Below are 21025 nucleotides of genomic sequence, written 5' to 3' on the forward strand. Positions count from 1 at the left end.
ACGGCTTCCGCACCTACGAAGCCATTGAAACCGCCCTCTATCACAACCTCGGACGCCTACCCGAGCCGGAATTCACCCACAGATTCTGGTGAGGAGGCCTATTTCCGGCCTACTCCGGCGCAGCGGCGTCGACTCCCCGCAGCGTGATCCGCCGCAGGTCCATCACGGCGGCGTTCGGTTTCTTGACGGCCCTGACTTCCAGGGTCGAAGAGCGGTCGGACGGCAGCGTCAGTCGTCCCACGCCGCGCGGGATAAACCGCTGAAAATGACCGGTCTCTTCGACCGTAAACCGAACCACCTGTTCGCCGCAACGCAGCTCCACCTCTGCACCGCCACTGCCGGCGCCGCAGCCTTGCAGGACTTCGACGTCGTAATCGCCCGACACGGGGGCGGTGAATTGCCATTCCGCCCAGTCGTTGGGATTCACCCAGTAGCCCAGCGTGTCTTTGTGGGCTTCCGGTTCGTAGCGCAGCTTCTCGCCATGCACCGTGGCGTCGCGCGCGTGGAGGATGACCGCGCCGGTCGGCGAGTCGGAATCGCGCCGTCGATCGGTCGACGCTTTCATGCGTTTCCTCCAGGTGGTCCAGTCGCCGCGAACTGCAGTGAACGAATCCGCCGCGCGCTCCGCAGATGTATCGAACTCCTCGTAGATCGCACGCCAACGCGCTAGTTCAAACGCCGGATTCACGACGTTCTGCTGGACATTGCTGGCGCGCCGCCAGGCTTCCAATTTGCCGCGCAATTCCGCGACGCGCTCGGGATGCTCCGCACCGACGTCGTGGCGTTCGGCGGGATCCTTCACGAGATCAAACAGCTCGCAGCGGCCGTCCTCGTAATGCTCGATGAGCTTCCAATCCCCGTCACGAATCGCGCCGCCGGGTCGACCGCCCTGGTTCGTATAGTGTGGGAAGTGCCAGTAGAAAGTCTGCGGCGAGGAAGCTTGCTCGCCTCGCAACATCGATGTAAGTGACGTTGGAGCATTCCCAGACGAGGCGAAACTTGCCAACGTCGCTGGCCAATCGGAGTTAATCGTTGGCGCATCGACGACTGCGCCGGCGGGAATCGACTCCGTCCAGCGCGCTACGAGCGGAATGCGCAGCCCGCCCTCGCAGAGATAGCCCTTACCGGCCCGGAACGGCGTGTTGTGCGTGGCGGGCGTGAGTTCTCCCTCGGGCACGTGGAGGCCGCCGTTGTCGGAAGTGAACACGATCAATGTTTGCTCGCCGAGTCCGAATTCATCGATGCAATCGACGATCTGCCCAACCGATTCGTCGAGCGTTTCGATCGTCGCCGCGTACGTGGGATTGAACGCGCCCGCGAATTTCTCCACGCGCTCTGGTTGCGCGGCGAGCGGAATGTGTGGATTGTTGTGTGCCACGTACAGAAAGAACTGCCGGTCGCGATTAGCTTTGATAAATCCGACGGCCGCCATCGCCAACTCGAATTCCCCTTTACCCCCTTCCGTCGAAGACGGCTCAGTCTTCGCGTGGCCAGGAAAGTACACGTCAAAGCCCTGCTCACGCGGCGAAAACCCAGCGTCGCCCAAGTGCCATTTGCCGATGCAGGCCGTCGCATAGCCGGCCGCCTTGAGCGTCTCCGCGATCGTCACCTCGGCCAGCGGCAGTTGCTTTTCGATCGGCGGGTGTAACAGTAACTGGCTGGGAGCGTCCGGTCGCCCCGGCAAGTACGTGGTGAGATGCAGTTCCGCGGGCGATTTGCCTGTCATCAGCGCCGCGCGGGACGCGGAGCAAATCGGCTGGGCGCAATAGGCCGACGTGAATCGCACGCCTTGTGCCGCCAGGGCGTCGAGCCGCGGCGTGGCGTGGTCCTCGCGACCGTAGCAGCGCAAATCGTTCACGCCGAGATCGTCGGCGACGATGAACACGATGTTGGGAGGCGCAGCCACGCCATGCTGAAGCAACACGCCGAGCAACACGATCAGAAAGCATAGGGGGCGCATCATTTCTCTCTTACGAATCCACGCGAGGGGAAAGACGTAAGAATGATGCGCCCCAACGGCGATAGCAAGTGGCAGCCGACGCCCTGCTTTCAATTCTCCTTAGGTCAACATTTCCACTTCGCCGCGATCGAGTTCATAGACCGCGCCGGCGAGTTGCGTGGAATCTTGGACAATGTCCGTGAGTTGCCGCAGCGTCCAGCGGACGTTCGCCGCCACGGCCTGGCGCACGACGGCGTCGCGCTCGCCATGCAGGTCCATTTTTTCGAGCCCCGGCTCGACCATATCGACCAAGGCCTGAATCTTTGCCGGCTCCTGGTGCTCGCCCAATAGCGCCTGCACTGCGGCGGTCACTGCCCCGCAATGCTCGTGTCCTAAGACTAAGAACAGCGGCGTCTTCAAATGCACGAGGGCGTATTGCAGGCTGCCGAGCGTCGAGGGATCGATCACATGCCCGGCGACCCGAATCACGAACAAGTCGCCGAAGCCCTGGTCGAACAGCAATTCCGGTGGCACGCGGGAATCGCTGCAACTCAACACCGTGGCGAACGGCTTCTGCGTTTGCTCCAAATCGCGCCGCCAGGCTAACTCCGCGTGCGGATGCCTGGCGGTACCGGAAATGAATCGCCGATTCCCATCCCTCAGCCGAGTTAGGGCCTCCTCCGCGGTCGTGGGAAATGGTTCGACCGACGCGGAGCTTTCGTCCGCCTGCAATCGAGCGGAACACGAAGCAGCCACGGCGACGGCCGCGCCGGCGCCGAGGCATTGACGGCGCGTCAGAATGGAACGTGACATAACCAATATCCTCCGGGAAGCGATGAGGCGAGTTTCACAGCCACGGAAGTCTAGGTCAGAAAACGCGGCGATTTGCACCCCACAGTCTCCTTTCGCTCCGCGAAAGGAACCGCCCTTTCGCGGAGCGAAAGGAGACGATGGCGCGAAAATGGACGGTGTCCTATGACTGCTCGTCGAGCCACTCCAGTAGGCCGGCGTCCCAACGGCCAGCAAGCGGCGGCAACCTCAGTTCTCGCTGCTTGCGCGGGCGCATGGTGAACACCAGATCGCGCACGGAGTTGCCGTCGCGCGTCGCGAACGCATCGCGTTCGTCCGCGATTGTTCCGCGCCCCGAAATGCGCGTCGCGGCCACCAACCCCGCAGGGCCGAACGCGCCGAAATGGTTGCGAACGTTGTTCAAGTCCGTGATGTCCACGTCGCTATCGCCGTCCGTATCGCCGAGCCCTTCGCCGCCGAAGTTATTCCGGACGTTGTTCAAGTCGACAATGTTGACCACGTTGTCGTTGTTCGTATCGCCGATCAACGGCACACGCAGGTCAAGCTGCACCGTCGTCACTTCCGATTGCAAAACGCCGATCAGCTCCAGGTCGAAGCTGAGGTCGGTGCTTTGACCGTTGAATTGATGGATTTCCACGGCCAACACGTTCTCGCCCGCGACCAGGTCGGTTGGGTCGATGGTGAATTCGATGAACGCTTCTTCGCTGCTATCGCCGATGACGACGCCGGCGCCGCCATTGAACGGTGCGCCTTCGGTAAGGTTCCAATAGCCGACGAGCTCGCCATTCACGAATACGCCGGCGCCGTCGTCGCTTAGAATGCGAAGCTTGAGCGAAGCGTACTTGTCCGGATCGTCCACCTGGAACGTATGCCGGAAATACGTCGTGATGTACTTCTGCCCGGAGTTTGGGCCGAAACCGACCGTGGTGGTTTCGTCACCGTCTCCGTAGCCGAACTGGCCCGCGCCGGTCGCCCAGGCGTCGTCATCGAACTCCTTCGCGCGCCAGGCCGTTCCTTGGTTGCTGCCGTTGTCCAAGTAGCGCCACGTCGAGCCGAGTGGCACCACCGTGGTCGGCGCGCCTTGTTCCGCCACGTAGCTGAAACTCGCCGGGCCGAGGTACTCGTTCTGCGGCGTATACGTGAACGAGCCGTCGGAGTTCAACTCCACGAAACCATGATCCGGCTGTGCAACGACGCGCGCCCGAAGCGGATCGAGCTGGCCGTCGAAGTCATTGCCGAGGACGCCCAATCCGCCGACGACGAAGTCCTGATGATTCGGCACAACATACGCGTCGTCCATCGCGGTGGGCCGCGTATCGTCGCGGCGGAGGAAGTCGATCCAGTTGAGATTGAACAGCGAGGGTTCCGTGCCGCGGAAGGTCAGCACCAGCGACCTGACGCCCAACAACGGCTCAATGGGCACGGTGACGTTCTTAAACACTTGCCAGTCACCTGTTGGCGTAACAATGGCCGTGGCGAGCAGCGGCCCTCCCTGCGAAGCCCGCACTTCGATCGTCCCGCCGGGACCGGCCGACGCCACGCGAAACCGCAATGCATCCACGTTGGTCAGATCCATTGGCCGCAGGACCAGGTAGTCCTGGTTATCAATAAAACCGACGTTTTCGCCGCCCCCACCGCGATCCGACGTGGCCTCCACCTGGACGCCGAACGCAGAATCGAAGTGTTCGGCCTCAATCCGCCGCGGTTGCAAGACGGCCGCTTGCCGCGCGGTAAACGAACCCACGCCCGGTGCGCCTCGGTCGGTGTAGCGGGCTTCTACGACGAGGAACAAGTCGTCCCCGTTGCCGCCATGCCCGGCCGGCGCTTGAATCGTCCCGATGCAGCCGGTGTATTCCTCCAAGGGATGCGAGTGCGTGTCGTGTCCTTGAAAGAGTTGCACGACGACGTCGCCGCAATCAATGCCGCCGTCCTCGGTGTTGCCGTCCTCGACGTCGTACACCTGCACCCGATACGAAATCAGATCGCCCCAGTCATAAATCAAACCGCTACCGGGCGCGATCAAGGTCACCACCGGCGCCGAATTGCCGGCCGCAATCGGCACCGTCGCGAGGACCGTGTTCCCGTCTAGATCGGTCACCGCGAGCGTCGCGGTATAGTTCCCAGCTACGGTGTACGTGAAAGTTGGATTTGGCTCGGTCGAGTCAATCACGCCGTCCGTGGTGAAATCCCAGGCGAATGTCACGGGGCCACCAACGCCGTCGCCCGAGCCGGCGCTCGAGAAATGCACTTCGAGCGGCACCGGGCCCGCGCCGACGTCAGAACTTGCCACGGCGATCGGCGGGCGATTGTTGCGCAAGTAATCGATGCGGATCAACTGCGAGTCGGCGTTGTTGCCGCCGAAGCCGGTCCCCCATTCGATCATGTAGATGGCTCCGTCAGGACCGATTGTCATGTCCATCGGACGCCGCAGGTCCATGCTGGGCAGGAACGGGTTGATCGCCAGTACGTTGCCGGCGTCGTCGAGCTTGACCTCTTTGATCCAATTGCGCGACCACTCGTAGATGAACACCGTGTCGTCGTAATAGCCGGGCAGCTTGCGATCCGATTCCAATTCCGCATCGAAGTGATAGGTCGGCCCGCCCATCGCGGTCCGCCCGCCGGAACCAAGCTCCGGGAACTGTGTCGAAGCGCCATAGGGATACCAGATCCAGGCCGGCTGCGCCGCGGGAAGCTGCTGCGAGCCCGTGTTGTTCGGCGAGTTGTTCAGCGGCGCGGCCGGATTGAACGCCGGACCGGAAACGCCGGTCGCAAAATCGTATTCGCGGTACGCCTGGTTGTCGCCGACGAACAGCGGCCACCCGTAGTTGCCCGCCCCACGCGCTTGATTGAACTCGTCGTAGCCTTGCGGACCGCGATTGGAGTTCGGGTTGTTTGCGTCGGGGCCGACTTCGCCCCAATAGAGCCAACCGGTCTCCGAATCTACCGCGATGCGGAACGGGTTCCGGTTCCCCATCACATACACCTCGGGGCGACCATTCGAGCCGTCGGCCGGGAAGAGGTTCCCATCGGGGATCGTGTAGCCGCCGTCGTCCGTCGGTTTGATGCGCAGAATTTTTCCGCGCAGGTCGTTGCGATTGCCCGAGCTTTTCTGCGCGTCCCAAGGAGAGCGTCCCGGACGCTCGTCGATCGGCGCGAACCCGTCCGATTCAAACGGGTTTGTGTTGTCGCCCGTCGAAATATACAGCGTGCCGTCGGGACCGAACGTCAGCGAGCCAGCCGAATGGCAGCACTGTGCGCGCTGCGTGGGGATTTCCAGCAGCACTTCCTCGCTCGCCAGATTCAGTTGATTGCCCACCAACGTGAAGCGGGACACGTGCTGCCTGGCGATCGCCCCCGGGGGCGAATAAAAGACATAAATCCACTGATTGCCGTCGAAATTCGGATCCAGAGCGATGCCGAGCAACCCGTCTTCGTTACCAGTGAAGACGTTGATGTGGCCGAGCGTAGCGGTGGCGCCGCTTTCTGGCTGGTAGACCTTCACATCGCCGCCGCGCTCGACGAAGAATACGCGGCCGTCGTTGGCCACGGCCAACTCCATCGGATTGTTCGTGTTGCTGTCGAGCACCACCTTCTCGTAGTTGCTCTCGATCGTGGCGCCGCAATCTCCTTCCACGGCGCCGGCCGCCCACTCGATGCCGCCCAGCAGATGCTGCCGATAGTTCGGTTCACTATACGACGCCGACGTGTGCCCGAGGCCCGTGTACCATGAGCGGCCGCCGTCGTGCTCGTGGCACCAAGAGATCGGATGATCGGCGCCCATCGTGCCGCCCGCGTAGCTCGATTCGTCGAGCGTCATCAACACATGCACGTCGCCGCGAGGGTTCGACGAGTAGTTGTACCACTCGTCGGTGCGCACCCATTCCGCCGGCAACTCGACCGTCGACGGATGCACCGAGTCCAGCACGCGCACCGTGGCGCTCGTCGTCCCGGGCGGATGGCTTTGAAAGTATGCGCCGACCAGTTCGCCATACCACGCCCAGCCATATTCGGTATCCGCCGCGGCATGCACGCCGATGTACCCGCCGCCGGCCTGCACGTAGCGCTCGAAAGCGGCTTGCTGCGTCGCATTCAGAACGTCGCCCGTCGTACTGAGAAATACGACGGCCTCGAACGGCGCTAGATCAACGTCGTTGAAGATCGCCGCATCCTCGGACGTGGTGACGTTGAATTCATGTTCCACGGACAGCGCCTGAATCGCCGCGATGCCTTCGTCGATGGAATCGTGCCGGAAGGCGGCGGTCTTGGAAAAGACAAGCAGATCGAAATCGCCATGCAACAGTCGGCGATCTTCCAAGGGTTCAAGCTGAAAGCGACGACGAGCGCGACGCGAGCGCAATCCAGCCAGACGTGAACGCGACATAGCCTGCTCCTCCCCTGCCCATGGCAAGCGCGCGAGGCCCGCCCAGGCGACCCTGTTGTGGACGCGACAAATCTGTTCCCGCCGCCCGGACTGAAGAACCGGGCGCCGTCAACCGGAGACTATAAACGGGGGACGAGCTGGAGGGAAGAAAGACAGATGTTAGGATTGTGTTTGCCACCCTACAGCGGCCAGTGTTCCGATCGACATCGTTTCGGCGTGACCGGACCTAAAACCTTGAACAGTACAAACAGCATCCGAGTGCCGAAGGAAGGGCGGCCGTTTTCAACCATCGCCTTCAGCGTGTTGATGATCAGCGTGCCGCCCCGGGCCATGTCGTGTTCGGTCTTTGTGCCGGCCGGGACCTTCTCCACCGTCAGGCAGTATTCCACGCCGCCGGGGACTTCCTTCAATTCGTGGATCACCTTACAGGGCGGGTCGTCGTAGTTGGTGAAGCGAAACGACGTCACATAGCGGTGCGGAGGATCGAACTCCAGCACCTCGCCAACGACTGCCGTGTACTTGCCATTTGGGGAGCGCATGCGAATCGGGGCGCCGACTTTCAAGCCGGTCGTGTGCAGCACGTTGTTGAAGAAGCATTGCTGCGGCTCGCCGGTTTTGGTGAGCTCGTGCCAGACTTGCTCGATCGTGCCACGAATGAAAATCTTGAACTTGATCGGCTCGCGCTCAGCCATGACGTCGCTTTCGCTTCTCGGGGTTTTGCCGGGCGGCCGGCTTGCGCGTCGCATCGTTACCGCGGGCTGACTCAATACGGTATTTGATGCGCGTTAAACCAGCCGCCCAATAAGCGCTGAACTCCGTCGTCCAGCGGTCGTAAATCATCTGGATCGGCACAGCATTGAAATAAAGTCGCCGCACCCGACCATGTTTTTCGGAAGTAATCAGGTTCGCCTGTTCCAGAATCCGCAGATGCTTCATCACGCCGATGCGGGTCATTTCGAAATGATCGCAAACGTCATGCACGCCGCAGCCCGGCTGTTCTTTCACCACGTCCAGAATCTTCCGCCGCGCCGCATGCGCGAGCGCCGCGAAGACCTCGTCGATTTGATCGGGCCGGCCCATAGGTAACTAAAAGGTGACATATTGAGCGGCGCTTGTCAAGCGTCCATGCGCCATCGCAATTACGGTGCGTGTTCTTCGTGTTGTTGGCGATGCTGCTGAGACCTTCAGCTTAGATCACTCGGCGGCGTCCTCTCTCCCTTGCGGGCGCAACGGGCTAGTGGACCTGTTTCGACGCCAACGTTGCCGGCGCGCCCCACTTCCCCAATCCCGGCGACCTATATTCAATAGGCGCAACACGTTGTAGGCGCGCCCCACGTCCTCGCACCGTGACCTCCGTGCTCTCCGTGGTGAACCAAAAAAAAGCTCATGACCTCCAAGTCCTTTGATGTGATCGTGATTGGCGGCGGCCCCGGCGGCTATGTCGCGGCGATTCGCGCCGCGCAACGTGGATTGAACGTCGCCTGCGTCGACAAGAACGCCGTGTTGGGCGGCACCTGTCTGCGGGTCGGCTGCATTCCCAGCAAGGCGATGCTGGAATCCAGCGAGCACTTCGCAAAAGCGAAGGCCGGGCTGGAACGTCACGGCGTCAAGCTGGCAGGCGTGGAGCTCGATCTGGCCGCGATGCTGGCCCGCAAGGAACAGGTCGTGTCGATCAACACCAAGGGGATCGACGCGCTGTTCAAGAAGAACAAGATCGAGCGGTTCGAGGGCCTTGGGCGGTTCGTGCAACCGGGCGTGGTCGATGTCGAAGGACCGACGGGCAAGACGACGCTCGCCGCGCCAAAAATCATCATCGCCACCGGCAGCAACGTCGCGCCGCTCAAGGGGGTGGAACTCGACGGCGATCGCATCGGCACGAGCAACGAAGGCCTGGCGTTTGCCGAAGTGCCGAAGCATCTTGTCGTCATCGGCGCCGGCTACATCGGCATGGAACTTGGCTCCGTCTGGCTCCGACTCGGTTCCCAGGTCACGGTGGTCGAATACCTCGACCGCATCTTGCCCGGCATCGACGCCGAAGTCGCCGGCGAGGCGCACAAACTTTTCAAGAAGCAGGGCTTTGATTTTCAACTCAGCCGCAAGGTGACCGCCGCGCGCCGCGACGGAGATGGCTGCGTGGTCGAATGCGCCGACGCTGAGCCAATTCATTGCGATCGCGTGTTGCTCGCCGTCGGTCGCCGACCGAACACGGACGGACTAGGCCTGGAAACGATTGGCGTGCAGCTGGACGACAAGGGCCGCATCCCTGTGAGCGAGCATTTCGAGACCTCGGCGCCCGGCGTGTACGCGATCGGCGATGTGATCCGCGGGCCGATGCTGGCCCACAAGGCCGAAGAAGAAGGGGTCGCCTGCGCGGACTTGATCACGACCGGCTACGGGCACGTGAATTACGACGCCATCCCCGCGGTCGTCTACACGCATCCGGAAATCGCCGCCGTCGGCCAGACTGAGGAACAACTCGTCGCGGCGAACATTCCGTATCGTAAGGGCCGTTTCGCCTTCCGCGCCAACGGCCGCGCGCGAACGCTCGACGAAGTCGACGGTTTCGTGAAGATCCTAGCGCACGCCGAAACTGACCGCGTCCTCGGTATCCACATCCTCGGAGCGCGGGCCGGCGATCTCATCGCTGAAGGCGCTGCCGCGATGGAGTTCGGCGCCACGGCCGAAGATATCGCCCGCACGTCGCACGCGCACCCGACGCTCTCAGAAGCGATCAAGGAAGCCGCACTCGCCGTCAGCAATCAGGCGATTCACGCGTAGCGCATGCTATGCCGGCGGTTTTTCAAAGCGAACGATGCCCTGTTTCAATTCCGCCAACGGATAGAACGTGTCGCGCCAGCGGACGCCCCCTTGCCGCATCGTTTTCCAGGTGGAATTGATGCCGGCCAACGAAAACGCCAGGTGGCAGATTGGCACCAGGGCCGCCGTCCAAAGCGGCCAGCCGGAACGGCGCATGTAAAACGCGCCGGGAATCGCGGTGCTGCACAACGCCGCGAACGTCCACCAACCGTAGTGCGACGACCACAGCGGAGCGGTGATCGCGCCGCCCCAGAACGTGAGCAACATCAAGATCAGCGGGACGGCGCGCAGCAGGCTATAGTCGACGCCCGCGAACCAGTTCTTCTCCAGGTTGCGAATCATCTGCCCGATGCTGCCGGCCCATTCGGCTTCCAACTCGTGCATCGCGCCGTAGACGCGTTCGCGATAACCGTCGCGGCGGACCATCACGCCGAGTTTCACATCGTCCAGCACTTCCATCCGCAACGGCACGTGCCCGCCGATGGCGCGGTAGGTCGAGGTCTTGAGCAAATTGAACGCGCCGACGCCCATCGCCGCGCGGCCGCGGTCTCGATTGATGCGCGACGCGGGGGCATACAGAATTAAGTACTGCGTCCAAGCCACGACCGCGGCGCGGGTGATCGCGCCTTGCGCGTCGATGCCGGGGAACAACGCCAAGTGGTCGGCGCGTTCGCGCTCCGCCATGCCAATCGCCCGGGCGACGAGATCGTCACTCATGTGGCAATCGGCGTCGCTGAACAAGATCCACGGATGCCGCGCCCGTAGCGAGCCGACGTGGCAGGCGTGCGTCTTGCCCAGCCAGCACGGCGGCAGTGTTTCAATGCGCACGGCTTCCAGTTCCGGAAACTCCGCGCTCAATCGCGCCAACACCTGCGGCGTATCGTCGCGCGAACGATCGTCGACGACGATGATTTGCAACTCCACGTCGCATTGGGCGAAGAGCCGGCGCACGGTCTGTTCGATCCGGCGTCCCTCGTCGCGCCCGGCTAGGACGATCGACACGGGATAAGGCGTTGTTGGCGCCGGCAGCGCGCTGCGCGGCGGCAGCGTCGGCGACCAAAAGAGATTCCGTAGCACCCCCAGGCAATACAAAAACCAGACGACTGCCAGGGCAATGGCGAGGTAATCCATACGGCCGACGCGGTTCAAGAGCAGGGCAACACAAGCAACGCTGCTTACTGACCGCTTTTTTCAATCTTCCATAACTTGCCGTCGGTCCGGACGTAGAGCGCGTTGTGCGCGACTGCCGGCGTCCCCATGACCGGTTCGCCGAAGGAAATCTCGGCAATGATCTTCCCTTCCGCTCCCAGGTCCAACACCTGCGCGAGACCTTCCTGGTTCACGCAATAAAGATGATTGCCCGCCAGCACCGGAGTGGCCCAGAAGGAACCCTTCAGTCGTCCGCGCCAAACGACCGCGCCGGTCGAGGCGTCGCCACAGGTCAATGCGCCCGCACTATTCAGCACGTAGAGCTTGCCGTCGTGCACTACTGCGCTCGCATTGCCCGAACTCAGTTTGTTTTCTTGCCAGACGGCCTCGGGCTTGCCTGGTTCGGGGAATTTGAGGGCTGTCATGCCGCCGGCGGGAACATAGACGGTATCGCCAATCGCCAACGACGAGGCAATGCCGGCGCAATCGGCCGCGTACTCCCAGACCACTTCGCCGGACATCGGATCATGCGCGGTGAGGCGATCGCCGGATTGCAACAGCACCAAATCCTGGCCGGCGTTGCCGCCGCGCCAGACGATTGGCGACGTCCAGTTCTGCTCCGCCGGACGTGGCGATTGCCAACGCGTCTCGCCGGTCAAGGCATTGATGCCGGCGGCAAAGGAATTGCCTTCGCATTCCATCTGCACGACGACGGTACCGTCCGCCACGACGGGGGACGAAGCCATGCCGACGTCGTTCGCCGCCGTGGGGAAATCGTACGTTAGCCCGCGCAACCAAAGCAAGTTGCCGTCCAGGTCCAGGCAGATCAAATCGTTTGACGAAAAGAAGGCGAAGATCCGCTCGCCGTCGCTGGCCGGAGTCGGCGCGGCATTGGAGCTCGTGGGATGGCAGAGCGTGCGCCCCGTCGCCCAAAACTCGCGCTGCCAGCGCTGCGCGCCGGTCTTCGCGTCATAGCAACTGACGCAGAGGCGATCCTGCTTGAAGCCCGACGACGATGTGACGATTACGTTATTGCCCACGACGATCGGGCTCGATACGCCGCGCGCCGGGAGCGGGACCTTCCAGGCGACGTTTTCGGTATCGCTCCACGACAACGGGAGTTGTACATCGCCGGCCACACTGTTGTTGTCGGTGCCGCGGAATTGCCGCCAGTCGGCCGCCATGCAGGTCATGGCGAAGCAGGCACAGCCAAGGAGCGAAAGCGAACGAATCGTGATTGAAGAACGCATAGTGATCGACTTCAAGGGAATTGATTGAACTCGCCGCGTTACAGCTTGCTGGGCGTTGCGTCCGCAGGTTGCGTGGGACTCTTTTCGGGGCGATCGCTGGAGAGAATCGCCGTGCCGGTCTCGTCGCAGACGCGCAGTGAGACTTTCCAACTGTCAGCCCAATTCTCGGTCTGCTCGTTCTGGCAGACCTTCATCAAAATGATGTTCTTGCCGGGCTTCAAATGGCCGCGAGCAATATATTGGTCCAGATCTTCGCCCGAGTGATACACTTCGTGCTCGGCTAGTACTTCGCCGTTCAGCCACAGCTTCGTGGCGTTCATGGTGCCCCAGCGAAAATCGACGTCCTGGCCCGACTCGCAGATGAACTCGGTGGCGAGGTAGGCGGCGACGCCCTTTTCTTTGGCGAGAATCGTGTTCACGTCGACGCCACCCATCGGGTCGACTGTCGTGTGCGGCTGCCAGCGGGCGAGACCGGTCTTGCCGGGATACTCCGCTCTGTAATCGATGCCCTGCTCCGGTGGATACGCCGTGGCGAAACCTTTTCCGCCGACGTTGTCGAACGGGCCGATCACACTCCAGGCGAACAAGAAACCAAAGTGGCGGGAGAGATCGACTTCGTCGCCCAACTCTTTGAGCTTGCCGGCGATGGCTTGCACCTGGTCCAAGTCGCGCGCGCCGCCCAGCGCGGTGCGATACAACGGCTTCAACTTTTCCGCGTCCGTTTCCTGGCCGGCCGCATCGAGCAGGCGGGCCACGGCGTCCCGGCGGAATTCCACGCTGGGGTCGTTCAGCATGCCGGGGATCAGACGGTCGCTGGCCGTGGGGTCGGCTTTCGCAAGCCATTCATACGCCAGCCGGCGAGCGCGCGGCGCGTGGCTGGTATCGAGCGTGAATTTCTCCAGCGCGGCGGCAGGCAGCTTGTCTCCTTTGGCGATGGTGCGTTCGCAGACAGCGTCCACCGCGGCGCGCAACCAATTGGCCGCCAGCGGGTTGCTGTCGTCCAGGGCTTCCAGCAGCACCGGCAATTCCTCCGGCGTGGCTGCGGCCAGTGCTGGCCAGGACTGTTGAGCCGACGTGTTCCCGGCCCCCAGATGGCCCACGCGTTGTACCGCCTCGATGGCGGCCGCCAGGTCCGCTGAATACGCGGGCGCCGTCATCACCAGCGCCACGACGAGTCCCTGCAACCACTGCCTGCCCATGGGGGAATGTCCTTCAGCCTGAGGGAACCGCGTCAAAGTCCATGTCGAGCGTATTCTAATGGGGCCGGGCGGTTCCGCAACGGCCAGCGGCGAAAATAGGCCAAAATTTTAGCCGCAAGCAGCTCCAGCCCAGTTTGGCCAGAATTCTTGTGGTCCTTGGCATCGCAAATGAAATGAGCTAGCCGGAAGGTCGTGATGGCCGCAATTCACACACGCGATGGGCCAAATCTACGGCCAATTGGCGCGAGATCGTCCACCGTGGTTTCCGGAACGTCAGAATTATTTGCTCGCGCCCGACGCCAGTGCTAGGCTCAACGGCGCGCTGCACCAACGTACTCAGAAAGGATGGCTGACCATGGCTTCGGCGATTACCGCGACGCGACAACAAGGGATGGGCGCGCTACCGTTTGAACAGGGCGTGGCGTTTCGCGTCTGGGCGCCGCACGCCGAGGCGGTCTTTGTCATGGGCGACTTCAACGCCTTTGACGAACAACGGCATCCGCTCGTGAAAGAAGACAACGGCGTCTGGTACGGCGAAGTCGCGGAAGCCAAGGTCGGCGACGAATACCGGTACTTGATTGTCAACGGCGAGCAACGGCTCTCGCGTATCGATCCGTATGCTCGCGAGGTCACCAACTCCGTCGGCAACAGCATCGTGCATGATCCGTCGTTCGACTGGCAGGGGGACGCGTTCAAGCTCCCGCCGTGGAATGAGCTGGTCATCTACGAAATGCACATCGGCACCTTCCGCGATGAGGAAGGCGGCACGCCGGGCACGTTCGCGCATGCGATCGAGGGCCTTGCGCATTTGAAGAAGCTCGGCGTGAACGTGCTGGAGATCATGCCGGCCGCGGAGTTCGCGGGTGATTTCTCGTGGGGCTATAACCCGGCGCATATCTTCGCAGTCGAACAGGCTTACGGCGGTCCGCTGGCGTTCAAGGAGTTCATCCGCGAAGCACATAAACAAGGTTTCGGCGTAATCCTCGACGTAGTCTACAACCACTTCGGCCCCAGCGACCTCGATATCTGGCAGTTCGACGGCTGGAGCGAGAACGACGGCGGCGGCATTTATTTCTACAACGATTGGCGCAGCGAAACTCCCTGGGGCAACACGCGGCCCGACTACGGGCGCGGCGAAGTGCGACAATTCATTCGCGATAACGCGATGATGTGGCTGGAGGATTATCACGTCGACGGACTGCGTTACGATATGACGCTCTATGTCCGTACCGTGCGCGGCGAAGGGACCGAACTGCCGGAAGGCTGGGGACTCGCGCAGTGGATCAATGAGGAGATCGCTCAGAAGTATCCAGGCAAGATCACGATCGCCGAGGACTTGCAAAACAACGCCTGGCTCACGAAGGACGTCGGCGCCGGCGGCGCAGGCTTCGGCGCGCAGTGGTGCGCGGAGTTCGTGCATCCGATTCGCGCCACGGTGATCGAAACGGACGACGAGAATCGTTCGCTGCACGACGTCTACGCGGCGCTGACGTTTGCCTACAACGGCGATCCGTTCGAGCGCGTGATCTACAGCGAGTCGCACGACGAGGTCGCCAATGGCAAGGCCCGGGTGCCGTCGGAGATTGCGCCGGACGACCCGACAAATTTTTTTGCCCAGAAACGCTCCACGCTGGCGGCTGGGCTGGTCTTCACCTGCCCCGGCATTCCCATGCTCTTCCAAGGCCAGGAATTCCTGCAGGGCGGTTGGTTCCAGGACACGGTGCCGCTCGATTGGGACCTGACCGACGACTACTGCGGCGTGGTGCGCCTTTACCGCGACCTGATTCGCCTCCGTCTCAACCGCGCCGGCCTCACGCGCGGGCTGTGCGGGCGGAACATTCAGACGTTCCACCTCAACGAACCGGACAACATGCTCGCCTTCCATCGCTGGAACGAGCATGGCGCCGGTGATGATGTGGTCGTCGTCGTGAATCTCTCCAACACGCAGCACGAAGGCTACAAGATTGGCTTCCCCTGCACTGGCGAATGGAAACTGCGCCTGAACTCTGACTGGCAAGGCTACAGCAACGATTTCACCAACCACGCCAGCGACGACGTCGCCGCGCAAGAGGACGACTACGACGGCCTCCAAGCCAGCGGCGAAATCAGCATCGGGCCGTATACGATGCTGATCTATTCGCAGGATGTGCAGCCATGAGCTAGGATGAAAGCCGTGTCGCGGCAACTTCACTGAGTTCCCGGAGAGGCGGCCATGGACAGCAATCCGTATGAAAGCCCGGCGTCGGCGAACGAAGCGGCGATTCGCAGCGGAAGCTCGGGAAAACGGCTGTTCTTCACGATGCTCGCCTTGCTGGGCGGCATGGGCCTGCTTGTCCTATTGATGTTGCCGGCGCTGCGCATCGCGCCGGAAGCTGGCCGGCGCGCACACTGCACCAACAACATGAAGCAAATCACGCTTGGCTGGCTGAATTATCAGTCCCGCTACCAGGCATTCCCTCCCGCCTATACGGTCGATGAAAACGGGAAGCCATTGCATAGTTGGAGGACGTTGCTTCTGCCGTATATTGAGCAGACGCCCCTCTACGAGCGAATCGATCTCACGAAGCCATGGAATGACCCGGCCAATGCGAATGTGTTTGAGACGCCGGTGGCCGTATACACTTGTCCCACTTCAAGGCTTGTTCGCGGCTATACGACGTACCTCGCAGTCGTCGGTCAAGACGTGTGTCTCCTGCCAACGGAATCGCGCAAGCTCTCCGACATCACCGACGACCACGCGAAGACGCTGATGGTAATCGAGGTCGACAAAGAACACAGCGTCCCTTGGATGGCTCCTACTGATGCTGATGAAAAAATGATACTGAGTTTGATGTCGTCCGACAGTTTCCCGCATCCCGGCGGCATGAACGCCGTGTTTGTGGACGGCCACGGCGCGTTCTTGCAAACGGATACGGAGGCGAAGAATCTCCGTGCGATGATTTCCATTGCTGGCCATGATGATGATGAAACTTTCGAAGAGGATTAACTCGAAGCCTGGGAATTGAGGAGTATCCATGAGCACCGAGCCGAACGCCGACCTGCCGCGATGGAATAAGCCGGCGAACTGGTGGCGGGCATTGCCGTTGCTGGCGATTTTCATCGTGGTCGGCTTGCTATTTGCTCCCGTAATTCGCCAGCTTGGTCATCGAGAATCCTATAGCCGCGCTGGATGCATCGTGAATCTCAAGCAGATCGCACTCGGTCTCTTGAACTACGAAAGCACATATAAAGAATTCCCGCCGGCGTACACCATTGATGCGGACGGTAGGCCTCTGCACAGTTGGCGTACGTTGATTCTGCCATACGTGGAGCAACAAGCTTTGTAAAAACAGATCGATCTCACCAAGCCGTGGGACGATCCGGCGAATAAGGCGGTCTTTGAGAAAGCGGCTCCGCCATTTGGTTATGTTTTGCCGCACATTCGACGGTCCGCCGAACCATACGACCTATCTCGCCGTCGTCGTGCCCGGTGGCTTCTTCCTGCCGACGGAATCGCGCAAGCTTTCCGAAATCACTGATGACCGTGCGACAACGCTGATGGTGATCGAAGTCGATGCAGAACATAGCGTGCCCTGGATGTCGCCCGTCGATGCGGATGAAGCACTGATCCTCAGCCTGCCCTCCTCCCAAACCCTCTCGCATTCCAGCGAAATGAGCGCTGTGTTTGTGGACGGTCGCGGCAGATTCTTGAGTAGAGAAAACGACGCCAAGCAACTCCGGGCGATGATTTCGATCGCCGGTCGCGATGACGCGGAGCTTCAAGAGTGATTTTTGTGTGTCGCAATAGTACATCGCCTGATTTGAGACTTACGTCGCAGCTGCGAAAGCATTGCTTGCTGATCGTGCGCCGCATCGCTGCGGATTCAGCCCCGAAGGGGCGGCAGAAAATAGCCAGGGGTGCCAACCCCTGGACTCTCGGTCAAACCCAAAAAACATGAGCCCCACCGGGGCGACACTTTTAGCGACGCGCCCATTCTTGTTTTGTGTCGCCCCGTTGGGGCTCGGGCCATTGCTCTTGCTCCATTTCCCAGGGGTTTGCACCCCTGGCTATTATCTGCCGCCCTTTCAGGGCTTCTCAAACGCGACTGACGAACCGCCGCGTATCGGATGCTAAGCATTCGCAGCAAGGCGCCCGCGACGATCGCCGTACGATCGGCCAATCTCGTAGACAAGCAGCGGCACAACCCAACTCGCCCAAGCCGACGCCGGATAAATCCACATCGCGTCGATCTCGGCCACGGTGGCCAGGCCGCCGATCAGGCGGATCACTACCGCCGAGCACAAGAGTATGAACGTGCGCATCATCCAGCGCCGATGAGTTTGGAATCGGCGTTGGACGGCGTAGCGCCAGCCGAGGGCCACGCAAATCGCCGTGACGATCGCCAGCGCGCCGAGCCCTGCGCCGGCCACCGCGCCGGTCGCGGCATAGAACGCCATCCACAATCCGCTCGGCGCGAGGAGCAGCAACACGCTGGCGACCTGCACGCGCCCAAGCCGTCGATGCCACGCCGGAAATGCCTGGCGAAAGCGTTCGCTGACGAGCACCGTGCCCAGCACGAGCGTCAGCGGCCCCGCGACGAGATGCACGTAGAAGGCCCAATGATACCCGCCCCAGAAATACGGCTCGCGTCCTAGCAAGAAATCCGCCTGGAAATTCGGCGGCATGTAGTGGCGATACTCAAACACGACGGCCGCCGTGACTTTCAAGATCAACACCGCCGTCAACACGGCGAGCAGACGCGAAGTCGCGAGGAAAGGGACCGAGGGCATAACTTGTATTGTAGTAGCGACGACGAATTGCGGCGCTCTCAACGCTAAGCCCAGGGAAGGCCCTCGCAAACTCCTCCATCAGCAACGTCGATGGTGGCCTTCCCTGGGCTTGGAGGAGCCGGCGCCGTTACATTTTCAGCCCCATGAACTGCTGATGCCTCGTTTGCCGGGTTTCGCTACAATGCCGCCCCGAATTAGGAATTCGGCTCGTTTCGTGGAAGGGAGGCAGACATGGACGCTGCCGTGCGCGTGGTGGTGCAGGCCCGGATGGGTTCGACCCGTTTGCCGGGCAAAATCTTGACGGATCTCGCCGGTCAGTCGGTGTTGGAACACGTGGTGACTCGGCTGCAGGCCGCGGAGCGTTTCGCCAGGCGGCCCTGGGAAGTTGTGGTGGCCACGACCTGCGAACCGGAAGACAACCGCACCGAAGCGACCTGCCGAGAGTTGGGCGTCGCGTGCGTCCGCGGCGCCACGGCCGACGTACTCTCGCGATTTCTCCAAGCCACGGCCGATTTGCCGAACGACGCCACGGCGGTCAGGGCCACGGCCGACAACCCGGCCTATTGCCCAGAGCGGACGGCGGCGATTCTGGAAGAACATTTCGCCGCCGGCGCGGAATACACCTGCGTACAGGAATTGTCCTACGTCGTCCCGGAGGTGTTTCAGGTCGGCGCGTTACGACGGATGGCCAGGGTCGCCGTCGACGGACACCAGCGTGAGCACGTGACGCCGTTCTTTCGACAGTTCCCCTGGGCGTATCGCGTCCACCAATTGCCGGCCGACTGGCACGGTCTGCGGCGCGAGATCGCACTGACGATCGACACGCCGCGCGACCTGGCGCGGATGCGACAAATATTCGCCGCCGTGACGGGAAAAGACGGGATGTTTTCGCTGTCCGACGCGTATCGTTACTGCGATCGCTTCGAGCGTCCCAGGCGCTCCGCCGCCGCATGAGCGCCCGCTATTCCCAGTTGCGCGTCGCCGTGGTCGGGTTCGGTTCGATCGGCCGTCGTCACGTGGAGAATCTCCAGCGGCTCGGCGTGCGGCGGATCACCATCGTCCGCCGTCCGCATGGAAGCAATCCCGCCTTCACGCCGCCCGCCGGCGCGTTGATTGTCGACAAAACGGAGGCCGCTATCGCCAACGGCCTCGATTTAGCCGTGATTTGCAATCCGACGAGCTTGCATCTCGCGGCGGCCGAGCAATTCGCGCGCACCGGCGTGCCGGTGCTGATCGAAAAGCCGCTCGCGATGGATCTACAGCAGGCGGAAGCGGCGCGCAATTGGTTGACGACCGCGCCGGCGCCGATCGGCGTTGCGTACTGCTTGCGCTATCATCCGGCGTATCGGCTGGCGCGCGAGGCGTTGCTGGAGGGCAAAATCGGCCAGGTGCAAAGCGCTCGAGCGTGGTTCGCGAGCTACTTGCCCGACTGGCATCCCTGGGAGGATTACCGCACGTCGTACGCGGCTCGTCCGGAACAAGGCGGCGGCGTATTGCCCACGCTGGATCACGAATTGGATTACTTGCTGTGGTGTTTTGGCGCCCCCACGGAAGTACGCGGCCGCAGTTGGCGGTCAGGCCAACTCGAAATGCCGGCCGACGACAGCGCGGAATGCGCGCTGCGCTTTGGCGATGACGTTTGCGCCGAAATTCGCTTGAGCATGTGCCAACCCCGAGGATCGCGCGGCTTCGAGTTCGTCGGATCGCGCGGCGCCCTGCATTTGGATTGGGGGACAGGACAACTCGACTGGCGCAACGAGTCCGGTGGGAAACCTACCGACGCATTGCTTTGGAACCATCCCGATTGGGACGTCAACGTCATGTATGTTGATTTGCTCCGTGATGCCCTCGAGGCAGCGATGGCAAAACGCCCCTTTCCGATCCCGTGGCAGACCGGGCGGGAGTCGTTGCGAGCGATTGCCTCGGTGGAACGGCTCAGTAGTAATGATGTCGCGACAGGCTTGAGTGTTGCTTCCTCCCCAAACGTTGGGGTTTTTGCTTGACCGTGGCGTCTCTGCGGGGGTATGCTCAGCCATAAGGGAAGGTCGTGAGGCGCCGTTCGGCTGCCGGGGAAACCTTGCCCACTTTTCGTTTTGGCTGTGTCATGCCTGTCGGCGTCGCTGCTGGCTTCGATGTCTCGTTTTTCGCGGATTCCGCGCGAAGTAAGGGGCGATTGCGCGCCGCTTGGCAATTTGGCTTTTTGGCCATCGCCTTGGCGGCGAGTGTTCCAGCGGCTTCGGCCAGTTGCGGCGACTACGTGGTGATCGGAAATCCGTCGGCGATCGCGCCTGCGCATGACGCTGCCGCCATGCCGGTGGCCGAAGCGCCCCAGCACACCGAACAAGCTCCCCGAGCGCCCTTCCCTTGCGATGGGCCCAGTTGCCGTCGTGTGCCACATCCGTTCGCCGTGCCGAACGCACCACCGTCAAGTTTGCAACGCATTCAGGACTCCTGGGCGAGGTTGAGCGAACCGGCTTGCGAGCACCCGTCCGCCGCGTTGCGGCCACGCGCGGAGTTCAAAGCGCCGCCACTTTCTGCGACGTGGTATCCGGCCACTTGGCGACCGCCGGAAGCGAGCTAATCACTTCGCTCGTGCGCGCGGCGCCGTGGCATTACCACAGTAAGAACGACGTATAGTTTCGTTGTTGGCTGCGCGCTGGTGTGTCCCAGCCACGATGGTGTTCGATCGCGACCCGCGGCGCACTTGCCG

17 protein-coding genes are annotated in these 21025 nt (G+C 62.0%); 8 read left to right on the top strand and 9 right to left on the bottom strand.

Annotated elements, in window-relative coordinates; all coding sequences use genetic code 11:
- Window positions 1-109: 109 nt before the first annotated feature.
- The 5 genes from SGJ19_05885 to SGJ19_05905 form a co-directional block, all read right to left on the bottom strand.
- Window positions 110-1960: a sulfatase-like hydrolase/transferase gene (locus SGJ19_05885; GenBank protein MDZ4779763.1), complete on the bottom strand. Its 1851-nt coding sequence runs from the start codon at window positions 1958-1960 to the stop codon at window positions 110-112.
- Window positions 1961-2059: 99 nt separating this feature from the next.
- Window positions 2060-2752, bottom strand: coding sequence for a carbonic anhydrase (locus SGJ19_05890; GenBank protein ID MDZ4779764.1), 693 nt, complete (start codon window positions 2750-2752; stop codon window positions 2060-2062).
- A 160-nt stretch (window positions 2753-2912) separates the two neighbouring features.
- Window positions 2913-7130 carry a ThuA domain-containing protein gene (locus SGJ19_05895; protein MDZ4779765.1) on the bottom strand — a complete coding sequence of 1406 codons (4218 nt, stop codon included), beginning with the start codon at window positions 7128-7130 and terminating at the stop codon, window positions 2913-2915.
- 179 nt (window positions 7131-7309) lie between these two features.
- A complete protein-coding gene (locus SGJ19_05900; protein ID MDZ4779766.1) occupies window positions 7310-7822 on the bottom strand; it encodes an SRPBCC domain-containing protein in 513 nt (170 codons plus the stop codon).
- Window positions 7815-8210: a metalloregulator ArsR/SmtB family transcription factor gene (locus tag SGJ19_05905; protein MDZ4779767.1), complete on the bottom strand. Its 396-nt coding sequence runs from the start codon at window positions 8208-8210 to the stop codon at window positions 7815-7817. The genes SGJ19_05900 and SGJ19_05905 overlap by 8 nt, the downstream gene beginning before the upstream one ends.
- Window positions 8211-8516: 306 nt before the next feature.
- Between SGJ19_05905 and lpdA the strand changes: the two genes are divergently transcribed.
- Window positions 8517-9908: a dihydrolipoyl dehydrogenase gene (gene lpdA, locus SGJ19_05910; protein ID MDZ4779768.1), complete on the top strand. Its 1392-nt coding sequence runs from the start codon at window positions 8517-8519 to the stop codon at window positions 9906-9908.
- A gap of 6 nt (window positions 9909-9914) precedes the next feature.
- On the opposite strand, the gene SGJ19_05915 is transcribed toward lpdA, so the two are convergent.
- Genes SGJ19_05915 through SGJ19_05925 form a run of 3 tightly spaced genes read right to left on the bottom strand, consistent with a single transcriptional unit; the run spans window position 9915 to window position 13545 of the window.
- Window positions 9915-11078: a glycosyltransferase family 2 protein gene (locus SGJ19_05915; protein MDZ4779769.1), complete on the bottom strand. Its 1164-nt coding sequence runs from the start codon at window positions 11076-11078 to the stop codon at window positions 9915-9917.
- A 44-nt stretch (window positions 11079-11122) separates the two neighbouring features.
- Window positions 11123-12346 (bottom strand): PQQ-binding-like beta-propeller repeat protein, encoded by a 1224-nt coding sequence (locus SGJ19_05920; GenBank protein ID MDZ4779770.1) that lies wholly within the window; start codon window positions 12344-12346, stop codon window positions 11123-11125.
- 38 nt (window positions 12347-12384) lie between these two features.
- A complete protein-coding gene (locus SGJ19_05925) occupies window positions 12385-13545 on the bottom strand; it encodes a hypothetical protein (GenBank protein MDZ4779771.1) in 1161 nt (386 codons plus the stop codon).
- A gap of 355 nt (window positions 13546-13900) precedes the next feature.
- Here SGJ19_05925 and SGJ19_05930 point away from each other — a divergent pair, with 355 nt between their 5' ends.
- From SGJ19_05930 to SGJ19_05945, 4 genes are all read left to right on the top strand, one after another.
- Complete coding sequence (locus tag SGJ19_05930) at window positions 13901-15703, top strand: alpha-amylase family glycosyl hydrolase (GenBank protein ID MDZ4779772.1); 1803 nt, start codon at window positions 13901-13903, stop codon at window positions 15701-15703.
- A 54-nt stretch (window positions 15704-15757) separates the two neighbouring features.
- The gene (locus SGJ19_05935) at window positions 15758-16531 is read left to right on the top strand and encodes a DUF1559 domain-containing protein (protein ID MDZ4779773.1); all 774 of its coding nucleotides are present in this window, start codon (window positions 15758-15760) and stop codon (window positions 16529-16531) included.
- Window positions 16532-16559: 28 nt separating this feature from the next.
- A complete protein-coding gene (locus SGJ19_05940; protein MDZ4779774.1) occupies window positions 16560-16871 on the top strand; it encodes a DUF1559 domain-containing protein in 312 nt (103 codons plus the stop codon).
- A 79-nt stretch (window positions 16872-16950) separates the two neighbouring features.
- Window positions 16951-17313, top strand: coding sequence for a hypothetical protein (locus SGJ19_05945; GenBank protein MDZ4779775.1), 363 nt, complete (start codon window positions 16951-16953; stop codon window positions 17311-17313).
- 342 nt (window positions 17314-17655) lie between these two features.
- Here SGJ19_05945 and SGJ19_05950 read toward each other — a convergent pair whose 3' ends face one another.
- A complete protein-coding gene (locus tag SGJ19_05950; GenBank protein ID MDZ4779776.1) occupies window positions 17656-18315 on the bottom strand; it encodes a DUF2306 domain-containing protein in 660 nt (219 codons plus the stop codon).
- Between the two features lie 231 nt (window positions 18316-18546).
- Here SGJ19_05950 and SGJ19_05955 point away from each other — a divergent pair, with 231 nt between their 5' ends.
- The 3 genes from SGJ19_05955 to SGJ19_05965 all read left to right on the top strand — a co-directional run bounded on the left by SGJ19_05955 (window position 18547) and on the right by SGJ19_05965 (window position 20896).
- Window positions 18547-19269, top strand: a complete 723-nt coding sequence (locus SGJ19_05955) for an NTP transferase domain-containing protein (GenBank protein MDZ4779777.1) — start codon at window positions 18547-18549, stop codon at window positions 19267-19269.
- A complete protein-coding gene (locus SGJ19_05960; protein ID MDZ4779778.1) occupies window positions 19266-20318 on the top strand; it encodes a Gfo/Idh/MocA family oxidoreductase in 1053 nt (350 codons plus the stop codon). The genes SGJ19_05955 and SGJ19_05960 overlap by 4 nt, the downstream gene beginning before the upstream one ends.
- Window positions 20319-20419: 101 nt before the next feature.
- Window positions 20420-20896, top strand: a complete 477-nt coding sequence (locus SGJ19_05965) for a hypothetical protein (protein ID MDZ4779779.1) — start codon at window positions 20420-20422, stop codon at window positions 20894-20896.
- The last annotated feature ends 129 nt before the right edge of the window (window positions 20897-21025 follow it).

The sequence above is a fragment of the Planctomycetia bacterium genome, assembly GCA_034440135.1.
In the GTDB taxonomy this organism is placed as follows: domain Bacteria; phylum Planctomycetota; class Planctomycetia; order Pirellulales; family JALHLM01; genus JALHLM01.